The sequence below is a fragment of the Stenotrophomonas sp. YJH_SMC_21 genome (assembly GCF_059369555.1).
Genome location: NZ_JCAFSU010000014.1, coordinates 16,330 through 37,029 on the forward strand (window position 1 = coordinate 16,330; position 20,700 = coordinate 37,029).

Annotated in this window: 18 protein-coding genes; 7 read left to right on the top strand and 11 right to left on the bottom strand. The window is 66.8% G+C overall.

What is annotated here, in order from left to right:
• Positions 1-12 precede the first annotated feature (12 nt).
• Genes AC5P67_RS16020 through AC5P67_RS16030 form a run of 3 tightly spaced genes read left to right on the top strand, consistent with a single transcriptional unit; the run spans position 13 to position 2,166 of the window.
• On the top strand, positions 13-678 hold the full coding sequence (locus AC5P67_RS16020; protein ID WP_005409356.1) for an ArsR/SmtB family transcription factor: 666 nt from the start codon (positions 13-15) through the stop codon (positions 676-678).
• Between the two features lie 14 nt (positions 679-692).
• Positions 693-1,421 (top strand): GNAT family N-acetyltransferase, encoded by a 729-nt coding sequence (locus tag AC5P67_RS16025; RefSeq protein ID WP_049449621.1) that lies wholly within the window; start codon positions 693-695, stop codon positions 1,419-1,421.
• A 28-nt stretch (positions 1,422-1,449) separates the two neighbouring features.
• Positions 1,450-2,166, top strand: a complete 717-nt coding sequence (locus AC5P67_RS16030; RefSeq protein ID WP_005413133.1) for an SDR family NAD(P)-dependent oxidoreductase — start codon at positions 1,450-1,452, stop codon at positions 2,164-2,166.
• Here AC5P67_RS16030 and AC5P67_RS16035 read toward each other — a convergent pair.
• Positions 2,160-3,671, bottom strand: coding sequence for an MFS transporter (locus tag AC5P67_RS16035; protein WP_329754690.1), 1,512 nt, complete (start codon positions 3,669-3,671; stop codon positions 2,160-2,162). The genes AC5P67_RS16030 and AC5P67_RS16035 overlap by 7 nt on opposite strands.
• Positions 3,672-3,728: 57 nt before the next feature.
• Between AC5P67_RS16035 and AC5P67_RS16040 the strand changes: the two genes are divergently transcribed.
• On the top strand, positions 3,729-4,694 hold the full coding sequence (locus tag AC5P67_RS16040; RefSeq protein ID WP_370487950.1) for a LysR substrate-binding domain-containing protein: 966 nt from the start codon (positions 3,729-3,731) through the stop codon (positions 4,692-4,694).
• A gap of 63 nt (positions 4,695-4,757) precedes the next feature.
• A complete protein-coding gene (locus tag AC5P67_RS16045) occupies positions 4,758-6,704 on the top strand; it encodes an EAL domain-containing protein (RefSeq protein WP_495214908.1) in 1,947 nt (648 codons plus the stop codon).
• Here the strand turns inward: AC5P67_RS16045 and AC5P67_RS16050 are convergent.
• On the bottom strand, positions 6,701-7,312 hold the full coding sequence (locus tag AC5P67_RS16050; protein WP_076738955.1) for a TetR/AcrR family transcriptional regulator: 612 nt from the start codon (positions 7,310-7,312) through the stop codon (positions 6,701-6,703). The genes AC5P67_RS16045 and AC5P67_RS16050 overlap by 4 nt on opposite strands.
• Before the next feature lie 104 nt (positions 7,313-7,416).
• Between AC5P67_RS16050 and AC5P67_RS16055 the strand changes: the two genes are divergently transcribed.
• Entirely contained in the window at positions 7,417-8,493 is a 1,077-nt protein-coding gene (locus AC5P67_RS16055; protein ID WP_076738954.1) for an MBL fold metallo-hydrolase, read from the top strand.
• Between the two features lie 27 nt (positions 8,494-8,520).
• Here the strand turns inward: AC5P67_RS16055 and AC5P67_RS16060 are convergent, their stop codons facing one another.
• Complete coding sequence (locus tag AC5P67_RS16060; protein WP_012479990.1) at positions 8,521-9,018, bottom strand: helix-turn-helix transcriptional regulator; 498 nt, start codon at positions 9,016-9,018, stop codon at positions 8,521-8,523.
• A 513-nt stretch (positions 9,019-9,531) separates the two neighbouring features.
• On the opposite strand from AC5P67_RS16060, the gene AC5P67_RS16065 reads away from it, so the two are divergent.
• Positions 9,532-12,651, top strand: coding sequence for a discoidin domain-containing protein (locus tag AC5P67_RS16065; RefSeq protein ID WP_188246256.1), 3,120 nt, complete (start codon positions 9,532-9,534; stop codon positions 12,649-12,651).
• 58 nt (positions 12,652-12,709) lie between these two features.
• On the opposite strand, the gene AC5P67_RS16070 is transcribed toward AC5P67_RS16065, so the two are convergent.
• From AC5P67_RS16070 to msuE, 8 genes are all read right to left on the bottom strand, one after another.
• Positions 12,710-13,687: an ABC transporter substrate-binding protein gene (locus tag AC5P67_RS16070; protein WP_329754692.1), complete on the bottom strand. Its 978-nt coding sequence runs from the start codon at positions 13,685-13,687 to the stop codon at positions 12,710-12,712.
• A gap of 16 nt (positions 13,688-13,703) precedes the next feature.
• Entirely contained in the window at positions 13,704-15,449 is a 1,746-nt protein-coding gene (locus AC5P67_RS16075) for an amino acid ABC transporter permease/ATP-binding protein (RefSeq protein ID WP_099527000.1), read from the bottom strand.
• On the bottom strand, positions 15,446-15,997 hold the full coding sequence (locus AC5P67_RS16080; protein WP_043035039.1) for a GNAT family N-acetyltransferase: 552 nt from the start codon (positions 15,995-15,997) through the stop codon (positions 15,446-15,448). Before AC5P67_RS16080 ends, AC5P67_RS16075 begins: the two co-directional genes overlap by 4 nt.
• A complete protein-coding gene (locus AC5P67_RS16085) occupies positions 15,994-17,214 on the bottom strand; it encodes a M20 aminoacylase family protein (RefSeq protein WP_099526999.1) in 1,221 nt (406 codons plus the stop codon). Before AC5P67_RS16085 ends, AC5P67_RS16080 begins: the two co-directional genes overlap by 4 nt.
• Before the next feature lie 4 nt (positions 17,215-17,218).
• The gene (locus tag AC5P67_RS16090) at positions 17,219-18,562 is read right to left on the bottom strand and encodes an LLM class flavin-dependent oxidoreductase (protein ID WP_099526998.1); all 1,344 of its coding nucleotides are present in this window, start codon (positions 18,560-18,562) and stop codon (positions 17,219-17,221) included.
• Positions 18,563-18,580: 18 nt separating this feature from the next.
• Positions 18,581-19,558, bottom strand: coding sequence for an MsnO8 family LLM class oxidoreductase (locus AC5P67_RS16095; protein WP_099526997.1), 978 nt, complete (start codon positions 19,556-19,558; stop codon positions 18,581-18,583).
• 14 nt (positions 19,559-19,572) lie between these two features.
• Positions 19,573-19,935 carry a DUF3088 family protein gene (locus AC5P67_RS16100; RefSeq protein WP_005409341.1) on the bottom strand — a complete coding sequence of 121 codons (363 nt, stop codon included), beginning with the start codon at positions 19,933-19,935 and terminating at the stop codon, positions 19,573-19,575.
• Between the two features lie 157 nt (positions 19,936-20,092).
• A complete protein-coding gene (gene msuE, locus AC5P67_RS16105; RefSeq protein WP_012479981.1) occupies positions 20,093-20,674 on the bottom strand; it encodes an FMN reductase in 582 nt (193 codons plus the stop codon).
• Between the last annotated feature and the right edge of the window lie 26 nt (positions 20,675-20,700).

A 20,700-nucleotide genomic window follows, 5' to 3' on the forward strand; every position in this document is an offset into this window, starting at 1 on the left:
AGCGTGCCCCGCATGAACGCTGCAACAGAGCCACCACCCTCACCGCTGGAGGCCTTGGCCGAGATCGCCCGCACGCTCGGCCATGCCCATCGCCTGGCCCTGCTGGAGCACATCGCCCAGGGCGAGCGCGCCGTGGAACGCCTGGCTGAACTGACCGGCCTGTCGGTGGCCAATACCTCCCAGCACCTGCAGCAGCTGCGCCGTGCCGGCCTGGTACAGACCCGCCGTGACGGCAAGCGCATCCTCTACCGCAGCGGTGATGGCCCGCTGGGCAACCTGCTGGCCGCACTGCGCGACTATGCCGACCACCAACGCAGCGAAATGCACGGCGTGATCCACGACAGCCTGCAGCGCCGCGATGCGCTGGAAGGACTGACCGTGGAGCAGCTGCTGGAACAACGCAGCAGCGTGGTGCTGCTGGATGTGCGGCCGCGCGAGGAATTCGATCTGGGCCACCTGCCCGGCGCGCTGAACATTCCCGTTACGGAACTGCGTGCACGGATGGACGAACTGCCGCGTGCCGTCCACATTGTCGCGTACTGCCGCGGCCCCTACTGCGTGCTGTCCAACGATGCGGTGGCGATGCTGCGCGAGGCCGGACTGACCGCGCAGCGGCTCGCCGCCGGTTACCCCGAATGGAAGGCCGCCGGCCTGCAGGTGGACCTGCCCCGGCACTGAGCGAGACACCGGTCATGGATGATGTGTTTGCCCCGTTGATCGATGCGACCTGGCGCGGCGTGTTCTCCGGGCAGCGCACGCTGCGGGATGATCCACAGCTGCAGTTGGCGTGCAGCGATGATTTCGATGAGGGCGAGGACGGCATGCTGCTGCAGCCGGTCGTGGGCCCCGCTCGCGCACTGTTGCGCCCTGCCCTGGCGGCTCGCCTGCACCTGCACGCGCAACCGCACTGGACGCTGGCACAGCTGCAACAGCGCCTGCAGCAGCTCGGCCAGCGCACGCATGGTGCGGATCGTGTCTTCTACTTCCCTGCCGCAGAACTTGCGGCCCTGGCCGCGCGCCCTGCACCACCACTTATCCGCCGTCTCGACCCGGCCGACGCAGCCGCGTTTGAGGTGTTCCAGGCCAACGCCAGCGAAGAGGATCTCGATGCCGCCTGGGTCGAGCTGGACCACTGGCAGGTGTTCGGCGCCTTCGATGGCGAGCGGCTGGTTGCCGCGGGAAGCATGTACCCGTGGAGCCTGGATCCAGCCCTGGCCGACATGGGCGTGCTGACCCTGCCCGAGGCCCGCGGTCGCGGGCACGCGCGCCAGCTGGTACACGCCATGGCCGTGTCCGCGCAGGCGGCCGGGCTGCAGCCTCAGTACCGTTGCCAGCTCGACAACACTGCCTCGATCATTACCGCCGAGCGCAGCGGCCTGCGCGCGTTCGCCGACTGGGACACCATTCTGGCTGCCGACTGAGGCCGCCGCAGTACAACAAGGAAGCAACATGAAATTGATGGTCATCGGCGCCAGCAGGGGCCTGGGTCGGGCGTTCGTGGAAGGCCTGTGCAGTGCGGGCGACACCGTCATCGGCGTTTCGCGCAGCCGTCCGCGCGACCTTGAATGCCCCGAGGGTGTCACCCTGCAGTGGATCGAGGCCGATCTGTCCCAACCCACCCTGGCTGCCAATCACATCGCAGCGCAGGCACCGGCCGATCTGGATGTGCTGATCCACAATCTGGGCATCTGGGAAGAGACCGCCTTCAGCGACGAGTACGCCTTCCTCGACGAGAGCGATGCCGCGCTCACCCAGCTGGTCGACGTCAACATCACCGCGACCCTGGTGCTGCTGCAGCGCCTGCTGCCGCGGGTGCTGGGCGCGCCACGCCCGCAGCTGGTGCTGACCGGCTCGACCTCGGCACTGCCGCGCAGCGGCCGCCCGGAAGTGGCGTTCGGTGCATCCAAGTTCGCACTCAACGGCATCGCCGATGCACTGCGCGAGGGTTTCCGCGATCGCCGCCTGGCGGTGACCAGCCTGCAGCTGGGCTACCTCAACACCGACGATGCGCTGTCGGTTCCGGTGGCAGAGGCCGCAGCGCGCGGCGACGGCGAGCTGGTGCCGGTGCACGACGTCGTTGCGATGGTGCGCGCGCTGCTGCAGTTGTCACCGTCCGGCTTCGTGCGCGAACTGGTGCTGCCGGCCATCGCCGACCCGCGCTACTGACTGCCCCTGCTCAGGCCAGGCTCGACCTCTTCGCGCAACAGGTACCCAAGCACGATGGCGGTCAGCACGGTCGCCATCGCCAGGACAAACAGCTGGCCACGGACGGCCTCCATGTATGCCTGGGCAAGCGCCGTTCTCGAAACGCCGGGCAATGCCTCCACCGCTCCGCCAAGGTCGCCCATGGACAGCCTGTGCACGGCGGCACGGGCCACGACGCCGGCCTCCAGCATCATGTTCCCGCCAATCCGGGCCGAGAGCATGATGCCGACAAGCGCGAGGGCAATGGAATCGCCTGCCAGTCGCATCGCATTGAAGATGCCAGCGGCCATGCCGGCCTGCTCCTTGCCGACCACGCTGACCGCCAGGCCATCCATGATCCCCCAGGGAAGGCCGATGCCGATTCCGATGACCAGCATCGGCATCCAGCGCACCGACGGGAACTGGAACACCTGCGCCAGCCATGCCAGCCCAAGAGCACCGATCAGCAGGCCCGCACAGCACAGCGTCCGCGCCGGAATCCAGCGCAGCAGGTAGCCGGCAACCAGGGGAACAACCAGCAAGGGTGCAGACAGCGCTGCCATCGCCAGTCCAGCCTCGGTGGGTCGCAGTCCTTCAACACCGATGAAGCCAGCCGGCAGCACGACCAGAAGGACGACGTAGGAGAACGCAGGGGCAGCGGCCAGAATCTGCACGCCAACAAAACGCCGGTTGCGGAACAGCCCGAGATCCAGCAGCGGTGTTCGATGGGAGCGTTCAACGGCAATGAACACGCCCAGCAGCACCACCGAGAGCGCCAGCAGTACCAGCGTCTGCGGATGCAGCAGGCCACGTTCCGGCAGCACGATCATGGCGTAGGTGAGTGAGCCCAGCGCCAGCATGAAGGTGATGGCCCCCAGCCAATCCAGGCGTGGCGAACCGGCGTTTCTTGATTCGGCGGATGACAGGGCGACCAGCGGTACGGTCAGGGCCGCCAGCAACGCAGGCAGGAAGAACACCCATTCCCAGCCCAGCGCATCGATCAACCCGCCCGCCAACAGCGGACCGCCTGCGGCCCCTGCACCAAAAGTGGTGCCGATCAGGCTGAACACCCTTGCCCGCGCCTGGCCGTCGAACACCTGCGCCAGCGACGCCATCGCGCCGGCAAACGCTGCCGACGCCGCCATCCCCTGAAGCAGTCTCAGGACATTGATCCACGCCACATCGGGCATCAAGGGAATCAGGCCGGTGACGAGTGCAAACAACGCGCCGCCCATAATCCAGATCCGGCGCCTGCCATGCAGATCGGCCAGTCCACCGGCCACCAGCGTGGTGCAGCCGTAGGTCAACAGGTAGGCGTTGATGATCCAGGACAACGCCGCAGGAGAACCGCCCAGCGCGTCCCGGATGGCAGGAATGCCCACGGCAGGGCTGGCAATGCTCAAGGGAATGGTGAGCGCCGTCAGACAGCCTGCCAGCACCACGCCAAAGCGTGATGATCCGGCCGTCTCAGCAGAGGCAACAGACATGTCGATGAAACTCGAGCGTGGCCAAGCGCCACCGCATTGATGCTATGGACGACGCTATTGCGTAAGAATCCGTCATTCGCTCCATGCTTTAATGACACAAACGTCATCAATGGCCACGTCATGGACAGCTTTGCCGGTCTCAGCCTCTTCGTTCTGGTCGCCGAGGCACGCAGCTTCGCGGCCGCAGCACGACAGCGTGGCATCACCCCTTCGGCCGCAAGCAAGACCATCGCCCGGCTGGAAGAGCGCCTGGGCGCCCGCCTGCTGAATCGCAATACCCGCAGCGTCAGCCTGACTGCCGAAGGCGAGCAGTTCCTTGAACGCTGCCGCCGCATCATGATCGAGGTCGCTGCGGCAGAACGCGAACTGACCGATGCCCAGGCCGCGCCCAGCGGTCGCCTGAAGGTCAGTCTTCCACTCGCCAGCGGTCTGATGCTGCCGGTGCTTTCGGCGTTTGCGCAGCGCTTCCCCGCCATCGAACTCGACCTGCACTTCAGCGACCGCCTGGTCGATGTCATCGAGGAGGGCTTCGATGCCGTCGTCCGCACAGGCAGCCCCGCCGACTCCCGGCTGCACGGCCGCAACCTCGGCAGTACCCGCCTGCTGTGCGTGGGCGCCCCTGCGTACTTCGCCCAGCGCGGCACGCCGCAGCACCCGGACGAGCTGAGCGGCCACGCATGCCTTCTCCATCGCTTTCCCGGCACCGGCCTGATCGAACGCTGGCCACTGCCCGCACGTGAGGGAGGCGCTGAAACCCGGCTGACTGCCGCAATGACCGCCAATCATCTTGAGACGATCCTGCACATGGCCATCGATGGCCATGGCATTGCGTGCCTGCCCGACTTCGCCACGCGTGATGCGCTGGACCGCGGTTCGCTCGTCAGCGTTCTGGACCCATGGAGCACCGAGCGAAGCACCTTCTGGGCCCTCTGGCCAAGCCATCGCCATCAGCAGCCGCGTGTTCGGGTGTTTGTCGATTTCATGGCCGAACACCTCCTTCCCGGAAACGACCGCTGCAATTGAACCTGCGCGCTGCTGCGACTACGCTGCTCGTCACCGGCCGTCGGTCACAGGCGGGAACCTGCTATGGATGCGCTTTCACGGGTCTCGGCCCAGGTCCTGGACAGCGCCCTGCCCGGCCTGCCGCTGTACCTGCTGCAGGCCACGGCGGTGATCGGCATGATCGGCGTGCTGCTGATCGCCACCCGCCGCGCCGGCCACGCCATTGAAGGCCGCCGCCTGTATGTGGGCGTGGCGCTGGGCCTGATCTACCTGTTCAATTCCTGGTTCGTGGCCCGCTACAGCCAGGGCGTGGTCAAGCTCCACCTGGGTTTCGACATCCTGCTGGTCAGCGGCCTGCTCGGCGGCTGGCGCGGTGGCCTGGCCTGCCTGGGCGCCAGCCTGCTGGCCCGCTACCAGTTCGCCGGCATCCAGTATTTCCTGCCTGCCGGCCTCGAGGCCACGCTGCAGATGCTGGCCGGCGTCTGGCTGCGCAGGCGCCTGCACCCGCGCATGCTCAATGAACTCTCGCTGCGCCTGATCCTGCAGGCCTGGGGCGTTCGTATCGTCGTCACTGCGTTGGGCCTGGCACTGGGGGTAGCAATCATCGGCGCCCATCAGCTACCCGTGGAGGAGTTGGCAATCCAGCGCCTGCTGGCACTGCCACTATCACTGCTGATGCTCGGCGCGGTGTTCGCACTGGTCTACAACGATGCGCAGATTGATGCACAACGCCAGCGCGAACAGGCCTGGCTGCGCATCGATCCGATCAGTGGCCTGCCCAACATGCGTGCGCTCGGCGAACGCCTGCAGCACTACTGGCGCGACAACGACGGCATCGGCAAGGCCTGCCTGATCGTGGCCGAGATGGGCAACCTGCGCGATCTGCGCCTGCGCTATGGTCCGCTGCAGGACAACGGTATCTGGCAGCGCGACAGCACCGAAGAAGTACATCGGCTGCTGCCCTCGCTGCCGTCCGCGCAACTGGAGATCTACCAGTTCGGCGATGCCACGCTGGCGATCCTGGTGCGCGACCTGACCTTGTCCGAACTGCGCACGCAGCCCCAGATCACCGAGCTGGCCAGCAACCTGGCCGAGCAGGTCGGCCGCGATTGGCCCGGTTTCCGGCCGCTGTTCCGCTGTGCAGTAGTCGAATTGAAGCCCCCCGTAGATGCCGACGAAGGACATCTTCCGTTCCGTGCGATCACCGTTGCACTGAGTGCGATCGAATCCGGCGTCGTGTTCTTCGACGACCCGATCCAGCGCGACAGCGAGATCGACGCCCTGATCGAAGTCGCTCTCGAACGTTGGCTGCAGCAGGGCGACGCACCGCTGTGCTACCAGCCCAAGCATCGCCTGCAGGATCGCCAACTGGTCGGCGCCGAAGCACTGCTGCGCATGCGCGATACCGAGGGCAGGATGATCGCACCGATGCGCGTGATCTCCCTGCTGCGTCGGCATGGGCGGTTGGCCGAACTGGAATGGGCCACGCTGCAGTCGGCCATCCACTTCCTGCAGCAGTGCCGACGCGATGGCTGGCAGCTGAAGATCGCAGTGAACGTTTCGGCCGAGTCACTGCGCCTGCCCGACTTCGGCCTGCGCCTGCAGGAACTGCTGCAGCTGCATGATGTGCCCGGTGCGATGCTGCGCCTTGAGATTGTCGAATGGACCGAGATCGTCGAGCGCGACGCGGTCGATGCCAACATCGCACAGCTGCTGGCGGCAGAGGTCACCCTGTCGCTGGATGATTTCGGCGCTGGCTATTCAACCCTGATCCTGCTCTCGCAGCTGGCCATCGCCGAGGTCAAGATCGAACAGGCGCTGATCGCCACACTGTCCGACGCCAAGTCGCAGTCGATCGTGCGCTTCATCGTCGAGGTTGCGCACCGCTGCGGCGCGATCGTGGTGGCCGAAGGTACCGAAACCCTGGCGCAGGAGCAGAAGCTGCGGGCCCTGGGCGTGGATGTCGGCCAAGGCTATCTGTACTCGGCGGCGCTGCCGGCCGACGAGTTCCTCCGCTTCGCCGCCAGCTAGACCGCGTAGAAACCCAGGAACATCGCCACCGCCGATTCGGCCACGCGTGCACGCTCCTCTGCGTTCAACGGCGCCTGCCCCATCGTCACCTGTGGCCAGAACGCAAAGCTCTTCACCAGCCCGTGCAGCTGGTGGCCGGCGAACTCCGGATCGACCTCGCGCAGCCGGCCGTCAGCGATGGCCGCGCGGATCCACGCACTCTCGCCACTTTCCTTCTCGCCCATGCGGCAGACGATGGCCTGCGCACGCTCCGGTGAGTGGATGATCTCGGCCATCGCCACCCGCGCCAGATCGATGAAGTTGGCATCACTGAGCAGTTCCAGCTTCTGCCCCAGCAACTGCAGCAACTGCGCCTGCAGCGGCTGGTCGGCGCGGTACGGCAATGTGTCGCTGGCCACGCTGCGTTCCCACAGCTCCTCCAGGATCATCGAAAACAGCGCTTCCTTGCTCGGGAAGTGGTTGTAGACGGTGCGCTTGGAGACCCCGGCCACCTCGGCGATGCGGTCCATGCTGGTCGCCTCGTAGCCCGATGCACGGAACTCCTCCACCGCCGCGCGCACGATGGCCTCGCGTTTGCGGTCGGTCAGGCGTTGTGGGGCACGGGGCATGGCAGAAACCGGATAACTGAACGGATGCCTCCATTTTACACTTGGTAGTGTACTTTTGGAAAACCCGAAACTACACTGTGCAGTGTACTCAGCGGACGTCACCCATGAAGCGCCTGCTCCTTGTCCTCCTGCTTGGAATCCTCGCCGTGACCGCCTACACCTTCTGCAAGTCCTGGTCCCTCCCCGACTTCCCCGAGTCTCCGCAGTACCGTGATGGCAAGTTCCGCAATGCCCTGCCCCGTCCAGCGATGGGCCTGCGCGACGGCCTGGAGATCTGGTGGACGTTCCTCTTCAACAAACCCAAGGGCACCGTGCCCGCGCACCCGATTCCAGTGCAGCCGCTGGACCGCGCCACACTGGATGCTGCACCGGACCGCAGCCTGTTCCGGCTGGGGCACTCCACGATCCTGCTGAAGCTGCGCGGCCAGTACTGGCTGACCGACCCGGTGTTCTCCGAGCGCGCCTCGCCGGTGCAGTGGATGGGCCCGGCCCGCTTCCATGCGCCGCCGATCAGCATCGACGATCTGCCGCCGATCGCCGGCGTGATCCTCTCGCACAACCACTACGACCACCTCGACCACGCAGCGGTGATGCAGCTGGCCGGCAAGACCGCGCGCTTCATTGCACCGCTCGGCGTCGGCGACCAGCTGATCGCCTGGGGCGTGGATGCCAGCAAGGTCGAACAGCTGGACTGGTGGCAATCCACCGAAGCCAGCGGCCTGCGCCTGACCGCCACCCCGGGCCAGCATTTTTCCGGCCGCGGGCTGGGCGACAGCGACCGCAGCCTGTGGGCGTCATGGGTGATCCAGGACGGCGACTTCCGCATCTTCTTCAGCGGCGATACCGGTTACTTCGACGGCTTCAAGGCCATCGGCGAAAAGTACGGTCCGTTCGACCTGACCATGATCGAAACCGGTGCGTACGACCCACGCTGGGCGTTCGTGCACATGCAGCCGGAACAGACGCTGCAGGCGCACCTGGACCTGCGCGGCAAGTGGCTGCTGCCGATCCATAACGGCACCTTCGATCTGGCCTTGCACGCATGGCAGCAGCCGTTCGAACGCATCACGGCATTGGCGGCCGCGAAGAACGTGCCGGTGGCCACGCCGATGATGGGCGAAGCACTGGACATGCAGGCGCCGCAGGCGGGTACGCGATGGTGGGAGACGGTGGAGCTGTAATGCGATGGGCTCCGATTCTGGCCGCTGCTACGTCTTCGGGTGAAGCCTGCGCCCTTCCCGGGCCAGATTGATCTGCAGCGCAGCGGCGGCGAGCTCGGTCATTTCCGTCGTGACTTTCCCGCTGCCGCGCGCTCGCAGCCAACCGAGAATGTCGACCAGATGCCAGATCGAGGTCGAGCCGTCATGCACGGGGGACGGAAACGACTGCGGGTTGGCCAGCATGAGCTTCCGCATGTTCTGGCGCGACATTCCGAGCAGGTCTGCGACGTCAGTGAGCCCCACCAGATCGGGGCTCACTTCAACCAGTTCGGCACCGGGCACGGCCCGCTGCACATCGTCCAGCGCCGAACGCAGGGCAGCCCCTGCGCTGTCTGCTTCGCGGCAGAACGCCAGGGCCAGCCGTCCCGGCAGCCCAAGGCCCACAAGCGCGTCGTCACAGCCGCCTTCGGCCAGGCGCTGCTCGAGGACGCCGATTTCATTGCCTGTGTCCGGCAAGCGGTACTTCAGGGTGAAGTTGAATTCCATGATTGACCCCTTCGCTTCTGACGAAGCCTGATCTCATTGCTCACGACTGCAGTTCTCGACCACACGCCGCAAGGCCCTTGCATGATGGCTGCCGCTTCGCGGCGTGCTCCAGACGCTCACGATGCAGAACTCCCCGCATCGGCAATCGGTGTCGTTGTAAGGGCAATACATCCGGCCCCACGCATGGCCGCACGCCATACGGAGCCTCCACCCACGGTCCTCCGCGAACTGCAACGCCGCTTCGATGTCCTTGTCTGGATGACGCGCTCGAGACATTCCTTGTTCTCCATAGTCTGCACACGGCTCACGTAAGTTGTCAAATGACAACCAAACTAAAAGACTTGCGATGTGACCCTAGCCAATCCGCGCTACACGTCCAGAGCCACATCCGTCAGCCCTCCCGTGATGGCGGGGCCAGCGTCCAGCGGCGCTGCAGTGCGTCATGTAACCGATTACATCCCTTGCTAGCGTAGCGCTCGCCCGATTCCGGTCGAACCTGCGAGGCTGTCCGTAATGACGTTGCGCGCCGAACGCTCCAAGGTCTCCACCCCGCTTTTCCCGTTGCGCCTTGCCGCGGCCCTGCTGTTGGCCGCCCTGGTCTCCAGCGCACAGGCACAGACTCTCACCCCGCGCAGCCAATGGCAGGCCAGCAGTTCATCGCAACAGGTACCGGCGATGGCGATCGGCCACCTGATCGACGGCGACCCGAAGACCGTGACCGGCGGCGCCTTCAGCCCCGGCCACTGGTTCCAGATCGACCTGGGCGCGCCCACCCTGCTGTCCGGCGCGCGCCTCACCTGGGATGTCTCCAATCCGGAAGGCTATTCGCTACAGACCTCACTGGATGGCACGCAGTGGCAGACCGCGTACACGATGGCCGATTCACTGGGCGATGTGGAAACGCTGTACTTCGCGCCGCGGCAGGCGCGCTATCTGCGGCTGGCCAGTCCGCAGCGCACTTCCGACTGGGGCGTGTCGATCTTCGAGATGGAGCCGCTGGACAGCACGCTCAGCGCACGCATCAGCGGTATCGATGCAACGCAGGCAGCAGCGCTCTGGCAAGGCGGCGGCACCGTCCCGATTCCGGCCGGGACAAATGGATCCCATGCGTTAGAGATCACGCTGCCGCAGGCTCAATCGACGGCTGGTCTGGTGGTCGACTGGGCTGATGGCAGCCGCGGCCCTGCCCGATTGCAGGTTCAGGATGCACAGGGCCGGTGGCAGGACCTCGCGCACGATGCGCAGGCGGCCAGCCACCGCCAGAGCTGGCTGGCCGCCAATGCCGCACAGGCCGTGCGTGCATTCCGCCTGAGCGTGGATGGATCTGCACCAAAGGTGGCACGCCTGCGCCTGCTCGGCCCAAAAGCCGTGATGACACCGATGAAGCAGTATCAGATCGCCGCCAGCGGCGCGGAGCGCCCGTTGTTCCCAGCCTCACTGCAGATGCAGCAGACTTACTGGACCGCCGTCGGCGTGCATGCCGGGCGACAGAAATCGATCTTCGACGAGTACGGCAATCTGGAAGCATTCAAGGGCGCGCCGCTGGTGCAGCCAATCTGGCGCAGCGCCGATGGGAGCACTGCGGGTGCGGCCGGGCAGAACGTGCAGCATGCATTGCGGGACGGCTGGAAGCCGATGCCCTCCGCTACCTGGTCACCGCAACCTGGCCTGGAGCTGCGTAGTGAAGCGTTCGCCATCGAGCGCAATGGCCAGCCGGTGACCTTCCTGCGTCATCGCCTGCACAACACCGGCGGCACCCGGATCGACGGCACGCTCAGCCTGGTCGTGCGCCCGATGCAGATGAATCCACCGTGGCAGAACGGCGGCCTGTCACCCATCCGCGATGTGGCGATCGATGGACAGGCCGTGCGCATCAATGGTCGCACGCTGCTGCAGTCGCTCACGCCGGTGACTGCGTCCGGCGCGGCGCCATTTGGCAGGGATGGCGCAACGGAAATCACCGCGATCCTCGCTGCCGGCCAGCTGCCCTCCACGCAACAGGCGCGTGATGACCAGGGTCTTGCCGCCGCCGCGCTCAACTACCGTGTATCACTGGCACCGGGCGCCAGCGATGCCATCGTGGTCGCGTTCCCGCTGGGTACTGCCGCCGCCGATAGCAAGGGCGCACTGCCCGAGGCGCCTGCGCTCGATCTGGCCACGCTGCCCCGCGATGCCAATACGGCGTTCGATTCCTTGGCCACGCAGGCCTCCGCGGACTGGCAGGCACGGCTGGGCCAGGTCGGGCTGCGCCTGCCCGATCCTTCGCTGGTCGACATGCTGCGCGCGCAGGCCGCCTACATGCTGATCAACCAGACCGGCCCGGCCATGCAGCCCGGGCCCCGCAACTACAACCGCTCTTTCATCCGCGACGGCATGGCCACCTCGGCGGTGCTGCTGCGCATGGGCGAAGCACGCGTCGCGCGCGACTACCTGGCCTGGTACAGCGAACACGGCGTGCATGCCAACGGCCTGGTCTCGCCGATCCTCAACGACGATGGCAGTGTCAACACCGGCTTTGGTTCGGACATCGAGTACGACAGCCAGGGCCAGTACGTCGCGTTGGTGGCCGATGTCGCGCGCCTCGATGGCGGGCCAGAAACAGTGCGCGCCTATCTGCCGAAAGTGAAAGCGGCGCTGCGCTTTCTGCAGGAACTGCGCGAGCGCACGCTGGTGCCCGGCTACAAGGCCGACCAGCCGGCACCGGAACGCTTCGCGGGCATCCTTGCGCCGTCGATCAGCCACGAGGGCTACCCCTCGCCCACCCACAGCTACTGGGATGACTACTGGGGACTGAAGGGCTGGCACGACGGCGCGTGGCTGGCCGAGGCACTGGGCGACCACGAGACTGCTGCCTGGGCGCGCGAGCAATACAAGCTGCTCTACGACGCGCTGCACGCCTCTATCCAGGCGACGATGGCGTGGAAGGGCATCGACTTCATTCCCTCCTCGGCCGACCTGGGCGATGGCGACCCCACCGGGGTATCGATCGCACTGGACCCGACCGGCACGCAGAGCGTGCTGCCCGCCGAGGCGTTGAAGACCACCTTCGCGCGTTACCTGGAGGACGTCCGCAAGCGCAACCAGCCCGGTGCGCTGTACGCCTACACGCCGTACGAAATCCGCAACGTACTGAGCTATGTGCACCTGGGCCAGCCGCAGGCAGCCGATGAGCTGCTGCAGGGTCTGTTGCATGATCGGCGCCCGCTTGAGTGGCAGGTACTGGCCGAGGTCGTGCACTCGCGGCTGCGTTTCCCCCGCTACCTGGGCGACATGCCGCATACTTGGATTGGTGCCGAGTATGGCCGCACGCTGTTCGGCATGCTGATGCGCGAAGACGATGATGCATTGTCATTGCTGCCGGGCACGCCGCTGTCGTGGGTGGCGGGCGATGGGTTGGCGGTGGAGCGGCTGCCGACCGCGTATGGCACGTTGCAGATGCAGGCGCGGCAGCGCGACGGCACGCTGACGGTCACGCTGGGCAAGGGGTTGCGCAGCGGGACGGCAGTGAAAGTCTGGTGGCCGGCGCGCACCATGCCGAAGACGGTGCGTGTGGATGGGCATAGCGTTTCCGACTTCGATGCCGAGGGTGTGCGGCTGGCGAAACCGTTCAAAACGCTGGAGGCGCGCTGGTAAAGCAGCCGAGCAAGGCTTGGCTCTACAAAGCGGGGGGTCACCCGGGCCACGCCCGGTGTCATTGCAACGTTGGCAACCCCGGCGGATTGGTCTGCGACTGCGGCACGGCTTCCTCGGCCACGTTCCATCGCTTCAGCGCCTGCGCATAGGTACCACTGGCAATCTGCGTGTTCAGCGCCTGCGTCACCGCATCAGCCAGGCCGCTGCCCTTGCGGGTGGTCACCGAGATCGCCGCAGCGTTCGGCCAGCCGCCGGGGAACAGGCCCACGCGCCGCACCTTGCCGTCGCGTGCCGAGTACGCGCCGGTGGCATTGGGCTCGAACGAGACATCGGCCCGCCCGGTGATCACCGCCAACCGGCCGACCACCGCGTCATCGAAGTACTGGTACTCCACCGGCTTCAAGCCGGCAGCGATGTTCTGCTGGTCCCACTGCCGCAGGATCTGGTCCTGGTTGGTGCTGGCACCGACCATCACCTTCAGCCCGGCAACGTCGGCCGGCTTTTCGATCTTCTGGATCGGCCCATCAGTGCGCGTGTAGATGCCCAGCAGGTCGTAACGGTAGCTGGAGAAATCGAACTTCTTCTTTCGCTCCTCGGTGACCGTCACGTTCGACAGCACCGCATCGTACTTGCCCGATTCCAGCCCCAGCGGCCAGTCGGCCCAGGCCACCGGCACGATCACCAGCTTCAGGCCCAACGCATCCGCGATCAGCCGCGCGATGTCCGGCTCGATGCCGACCACGTCCTTGCTGTCGGCGCCGTAGTCGGCCAGCGGCAGCTGCCCCGGGTGGGTCGCCACGGTGAACGTACCGGGGGTGACGAAGCGATAGTCGGCCGGGATCAAGGCCTGCGCCTTCGCGTCGAGCGTGCCCTTCAGGATGGCGGTGTTCGCGCCGGCCAGGCTGGTCGCGGCCACGGCGCCGGCATCCGGGGCCTGGCGCACGCGCGAGTAGACGATGCCGGCGATGCCGATGACCAGCACCCCTGCGATCAACAGGGTGCTGCGCGAGGGACGACGCGGTGCTGCAGGGCTCATGGTGTTCCTTCCGGGGTTACAGGGTCTTGGCGAGGAAATCGGCGGTGCGTTGCTGGCGCGGGCGCTCGAACAGGGCCTCGGGCGTGCCCTGCTCGATCACCCGGCCTTGGTCCATCATCACCACGTGGTCGGCCACGCGGCGGGCGAAGCTCAGCTCATGGGTGACGATCACCAGCGTGGTGCCGGAGCGGGCCAGTTCTTCGATCACGCTCAGCACTTCGGCTACCAGCTCCGGGTCCAGCGCCGAGGTCGGTTCGTCGAACAGCAGCACCTTCGGCTGCAGCGCCAGCGCGCGGGCAATCGCGATGCGCTGCTGCTGGCCACCGGACAACTGGCGCGGGAAGGCATCGGCCTTGTCGGCCAGGCCGACCCGCTCCAGCAGCGTGCGCGCCTGCTGCTCGGCCTGCGCGCGCGGCACACCGCGCACCGCGATTGGCGCCTCGATGATGTTCTCCAATGCGGTCAGGTGCGGGAACAGGTTGAAGCCCTGGAACACCATGCCCACTTCGGCACGACGGCGGCGGATCTCACGCTCGGGCAGTTCGTACAGGGTGTCACCCTCGCGGCGGTAGCCGATCAGCTGGCCGCCCACGGTCACATAGCCGCTGTCGGCGCGTTCCAGGTGGTTGATCAGCCGCAGCAACGTGGACTTGCCGGCACCGGACGGGCCGATCAGAACCGTCACGCTTCCAGCGCGCAGCTCCAGGTTCACGTCTTCCAGCACCGGCAGATCGCCGAACGCCTTGCCCACGCCATGCAGCGACACGGATGCGCCCTCGCCCGCTTCAACCTGCGTGGCGATGCGCGGGCGATTGACTACGCGCGGTGCGGCATCACTGGATGTCCGCACCGGTGACGACACCCGCGACACCGAACGCTCGCGCTGCAGTTGGCCGCGCGCGAAGCGCTGCTCCACGCGCCGCTGCAGCAGCGACAACACGGTCAGGATCACCAGGTACCAGACCGTGGCCACCATCAGCAGCGGCACCACTTCCAGGTTGCGGCGGTAGATCACCTGCACGGTGTAGAACAGCTCCGGCAGCGCCAGCACGTAGACCACCGAGGTGCTCTTGGCCAGGCCGATCACATCGTTGAACGCGGCCGGCAGGATCGAACGCATTGCCTGCGGCAGGATGATGCGGCGCACCTGGCGACCGCGCGGCAGGCCGAGTGCGGCCGCGGCCTCGTACTGGCCGTGGTCGACCGAGAGGATGCCACCGCGGATCACCTCGGCCGAGAACGCGGCCTGGTTCAGGGTCAGGCCCAGCACCGCGGCGGTGAACACACCGATCAGCTGCGTGGTCGGGTACGAGAACAGGCTGATGCCGGTGAACGGCACGCCCAGCTCGATGGTGCTGTACAGGTAGCCCAGGTTGTTCAGCAGCAGCAACAGCACCAGCAGCGGGATCGAGCGGAACAACCACACGTAGCCCCACGACACCGCCGACAGCAGCGGCGAACCAGAGACGCGGGCCAGCGCAAGCAGGGTGCCCAGTGCGAAACCGAGACCGGTACCGAGCGCGGTCAGCAGCAGCGTGCGGCCCAGGCCCTCGAGCACCGGGCGTGCGAAGAACCACTCAGCGAAGGTGCCCCAGCCCCAGCGCGGATTACCCAGTACGGACTGCAGCCCGATCAGGATCAGCGCCAGTGCCAGTACTGTGCCGAACACCTGCAGCGGATGCCGGGCCGGCACGATCTTCAACGCGGGCGCTGGCGCGGGCCGGGTTGCAATGCCATCCAGCGCGGTCGAAGGCGTGCTCACGCGTGGGCTCCTTGCAGCTGGGTCTGCGCAGGCACGATGACGGGCGTCGCTGCCCGCAGGTGCTTTTCGAACGGCAGGTGCGCAATGGTTTCGGGATCCGCATCCAGATCGAACAGCGCGGTGTAACCATGGCTGAGGTACAGGCCAACCGCTTCAGGCTGGCGGAAGCCGGTGGTCAGGAACACCCGCCGGTATCCTTGCCGCGCCGCCTGGTCTTCCAGCTCCTGCAGCACGCGCCGCGCGATGCCCTGGCGACGCAGCCCGGGCAACGTCCAGATCCGCTTGAACTCGGCGGTATCCGGATCGCGGTGCGGCATGAACGCGCCGCCGGAGATCGCCACCCCGTCGCGCAGCAGCAGCACGAAGGCACCGACCGGGGCCGCAAAGGCCTGCGCCGGGTAGCGCTGCAGCTCCTCGCGGGCGCTGCCACCGATGCGTCGGCGCACGTCGGCATAGCGGCTGTCGTACTCCTGTTCCAGGCCATCGAACAGAGGCCGTGCCAGCGGATCATCCACCGAGGTGTAGAAGAAGCGTTCGTTGCTGCTCATGCCACGTCCTTCACCAGATAGTCTTCGGCCAGCCGTGCCCACAGGCTGGCGGCGGGTGCGATTGCGGCGTCGTTGAACACGTAGCGCGGGCTGTGCAGCGGCGCGCTGTCGCCGTTGCCGACGAACACGAAACTGCCCGGCCGCGCCTGCAGCAGGAAGGCGAAATCCTCGCTGGCGGTGCGCGGCGCGAATTCGGGCACTACGTGTTCACTGCCGAAGCCCTGCAGCGCCACCTCGCGGATGTAGGCAGTCTGCTGCGGGTGGTTGATCACGCTGGGGAAACCGCGCGGGAACTCGATCTCGGCGCGCGCACCGAACGCGGCAGCGGTCTGCTCGGCAATCCCGGTGACCCGGCGCCGCAGGGTGTCGCGTACCTTCGGCAGGTAAGCGCGCACGGTCAGTTTCAGCTCGACCACGTCCGGAATCACATTGGCGGCCTGCCCGCCGTGGATCGAGCCGACGGTGACCACGCCCATCTGCCGCGGATCGACATTGCGCGACACCACGCTCTGCAGCGCAGTGATGATGTGCGCGGCGACCAGGATCGGATCCACGCTGCCCTGCGGCTCAGCACCGTGGCCACCCTTTCCGATCACCTTCAGCCGTGCCCAGTCCACCGACGCCATCGCCGGGCCATCGACAAAGCCGAAGTGGCCCACCGGCACGCCCGGCCAGTTGTGCAGGCCATAGATCGCGTCCACCGGGAAGCGCTCGAACAGGCCGTCGGCAATCATCTTCGACGCGCCCGAACCGGTCTCCTCGGCCGGCTGGAACACCAGCTGCAGGGTGCCGTCGATATTGCCGTGATGGGCCAGGTAATGCGCCGCAGACAGCAGGATGGCGGTATGCCCATCGTGGCCGCAGGCATGCATCAACCCCTCGGTCTGGCTGGCATAGGCCAGGCCGGAGTCCTCGTGGATCGGCAATGCATCGATGTCGGCGCGCAGGCCGAGGCGACGGCCGCCCTGCCCGCGCTGCAGCGTGCCGACAACGCCTGTGCCACCGAGCCCGGTGGTGACCTCATAGCCCCACTGTTGCAGCAGCTCGGCCACACGGGCGCTGGTGCGGTGCTCCTCGAAGGCCAGCTCCGGGTGGCGGTGCAGGTCATGGCGGATCGCGATGGCCGCCTCGGCGCGTGCCGCGATTTCGGGCAGCACGCCGATGGACGTGGGGTCTCGCCGGGCATGGCCGGGCGCTACCGAATTCTCTCCGCTCATCGCCCTACCCCGCCTTCCGCGCCGGTTCGGCGTCGGCCGCGTACCGGCTGGCCTTGTACGGCAGCCCCAGATGCTCACGCAGGGTCTGCCCCTGCAGCTCACGCTGGTGGTAGCCGCGGGCCTGCAGGATCGGCAGCACCTGGGTCACGAAATCCTCGAGGCCTTCGCGCTGTGCGGCGAATCCAAGGATGAAGCCGTCGCTGGCACCGGCGTCGAACCAACGGATCAGCTCATCGGCCACCTGCTCCGGCGTACCGATGAAGTTCGGTCGCGGGCTCACGGCTTCCAATGCCACCTGGCGCAGGCTCAAGCCCTTCTCACGCGCATCCTGCTTGATGCGGTCGGTGGTGGAGCGGAACGAGTTGCTGCCGATGTCACCCAGCTCCGGGAACGGTGCATCCGGGTCGTACTGGCTGAAATCGTGGTGGTCGAAGAAGCGGCCGAGATAGGCCAGCGCATCCTCCAGCGTGGCCAGTGCAGCGATCGCCTGGTATTTGGCTTCGGCCTCCTCGGCCGTGCGGCCGACGATGGGGCCGATACCCGGGAAGATCTTCACGTCATTGCCGCTGCGGCCGTGGGCGATCGCCGAGTTCTTCACCTTCTGGGTGAACGCGCGGGTCTCCTCCAGCGATGGCGAATGGGTGAACACCGCATCGGCGTACTTGCCGGCCAACGCGATGCCATCATCGGAAGAACCCGCCTGGAAAATCACCGGCTGTCCCTGCGGCGAGCGCTGGATGTTGAGTGGGCCTTCCACCTGGAAGAAGCGGCCCTTGTGGTCGAGCCGGCGGAACTTTTCCGGCGCGAAGAACGCGCCGCTGTCACGCTCGCGCACGAAGGCATCGTCATCCCACGAATCCCACAGCCCCTGCACCACCTCCAGATACTCGTCGGCGATCTGGTAGCGCAGCGCATGCTCCGGGTGCGGCCGGCCATAGTTGCGACCCGAACCTTCCAACGGGGAGGTCACCACGTTCCAGCCAGCACGGCCGCCGCTGAGCAGATCCAGCGAGGCAAACTGGCGAGCCACCGTGAACGGGTCGCTGTAGGAGGTGGACAGCGTACCGGCCAAGCCGATCTTCTTCGTTGCCGTGGCCAGCGCCGACAGCAACGAGATCGGCTCGAAGCGGTTGAGGAAGTGCGGGATCGACTTCTCGTTGATGTACAGGCCGTCGGCCACGAAGCCGAAGGCGATGCCGTTGTCCTCGGCAGTGCGCGCGATGTCGATGTAGAACTGCAGGTTGACGCTGGCGTCGGCCGGGTTGGATGGATGCTTCCAGGCATGCATGTGGCTGCCTGGGCCCTGCAGCATGATGCCGAACGGAATGTGGCGCGGGGTCGTGCTCATGGGAATCGCTCCTGCAGGTCAGGCCACCGCCGCGCGCGGCGCGGGCGACAGCAGTTCAAGGGATGTCAGGCGCGCGTCGAGGTCGGCCACCGGCGCATCGAGAATGAACTCGCCCACGCCGAAGCGCCGATGCAGCGCGTCCAGTTCGTCACGCACGTGCTGCGCATCGCCAGACAACACGCTCGGGCGTGTTTCCTCGATGCGGTAGTCGGCCACCCCCACCTGGCGCGCATACTCGGCAGCCGCCTCTGGGCTGGGCAGGTTCACCGTCTGCCCGGGACCGAGGTGCAGCTTGTAGACGCGCAGCGCACCGATATGACGCGCTGCGGCTTCGGCAGTCGGCGCGGCGAAGGCCACCGTAGCCAGCAGCGGTGGCTGCGAGGAGACGTTGCGGTAGGCGTCGAACGCGGCCTCGATGTGCTTAGGGTCGCCGTCGAAGTGCGCGGCGTAGACGAAACGCCAGCCCAGCTCGGCCGCCTGCCGTGCACTCTGCGGGCTGGCACCGAGCAGAAAGCGCTCCGGCGCCTGCTGCGGAATCGGCCGCGCCAGCACATCGGCGTCGGCGCCGGACAGATAGCCCTCAAGATCGCGCAGTTGCTGGTCGAAGTCGGCGAACGCCGGGCGCCCCGCTGCCAATGCAGCGGTAGAGGCCGGCAGGCCGCCGGGCGCCTTGCCCACGCCCAGGTCAACACGACCTGGCGCCAGCGCCGCCAGCAGGTTGAAGTTCTCCGCCACCTTGTACGGCGCGTAGTGGCGCAGCATGACCCCACCACTGCCGATGCGGATGCGCCGGGTCTGCGCCAGCACCCAGGCCGCCAGAACTTCCGGTGCGGGGCTGGCCAACGTCGGCGCGGCGTGGTGCTCGGCAAACCAGTAGCGGTGATAGCCCAGCTGTTCGGCGCGCTGCGCCAGCTGCAGGCTGTTGCGCAGCGCCTGCTCCGGCGAGGCGCCTTCGGCCACCGGGCTCTTGTCCAACACGCTGATCTGATAGCTCATGGTCGCGTCCTCGCTCAGGGATGGGCCACGGGGATGCCGAGCAACCCGTTCAGCGCGGCCAGGATCGGTTCGGCACCGGAGATGTACTGGCGGTCCTGGTGCACGCCACTCGCGAGGTCACTGCGCACGCCCTGCGGCAGCACCAGCTTCGGCAGCGACTGGTCCTGCTCGCCGATTTCGGCGATCACCTCCCGGCGCGGCCGTGCGAAACCGATGCGGCGCACGTCCAGCTGCGCGTCCAGGCCGTCGATGCTCGACAGCGCACCTTCCAGCAACAGGCTGTGCCGGCAGAAGAAGCGCTGGCCGGGAATCTGTCCGTCCTCGAACTCACGGTCGAGCAGGAACAGGATGGGCTTGTCGGTTGCGTCCAGACTCACGGGGTCGTCCTCATCGGGGGGCGGCAATGCGATGCCGCTTCGATATCGATGCTAGAGATGACGGCGGTCGGCACGGCGATGCCAGGCGACAATCGGCGGTCAGATCCGGCCATGCAGATGCGCCTTGGCCATAAGCAAAGCGCCGCCGGTTATGCCGTCAGGCGATCCTTCGCAGCGGCGCCGGTACCGCCAGCGCCTGCGAAGCCAGATGCCCTGCCGCGCGCTCGGCCGCCAGTGCGATGCGCGCCTGCAAGGCTGCACTGTTGATGTGCTCGCCATCGAAGTCGGCAGGCGTGGCATACACCCCGATCGGCAGCGTGTGCGCCTGCAGGAAACTGAACAACGGCCGCAACTGGTGGTCGATCACCAACGCATGGCGCTCGCTGCCACCGGTCGCCGCCAGCAGCACCGGCGTATCCACCAGCGCTTCCAGCCCGATGAAATCGACCAGGTGCTTGAACAGCCCGGGATAGGAACCGCGATACACCGGCGTCGCCACCACCAGCAGACCGGCCGCCTCGATTGCCTGCAGTGCCTGCTCTACGGCTGGCTCCGCTTCATCGCGCGACAGCGACTGCCCCAGCGAACGCGCGATCGGCGCCAGCTCCACCAGCTCCACGCTGGCATGCACCCGCTGCTGCAACGACGCCAACAAGTGCCGCACCAGCAGCAACGTGCGCGACGTCGCCGAGCTGGTCGGTGACCCCACCACTGCCACCACCTTCAATGCAGAAGACATGAAATGCTCCTCGATGATGCCGAACC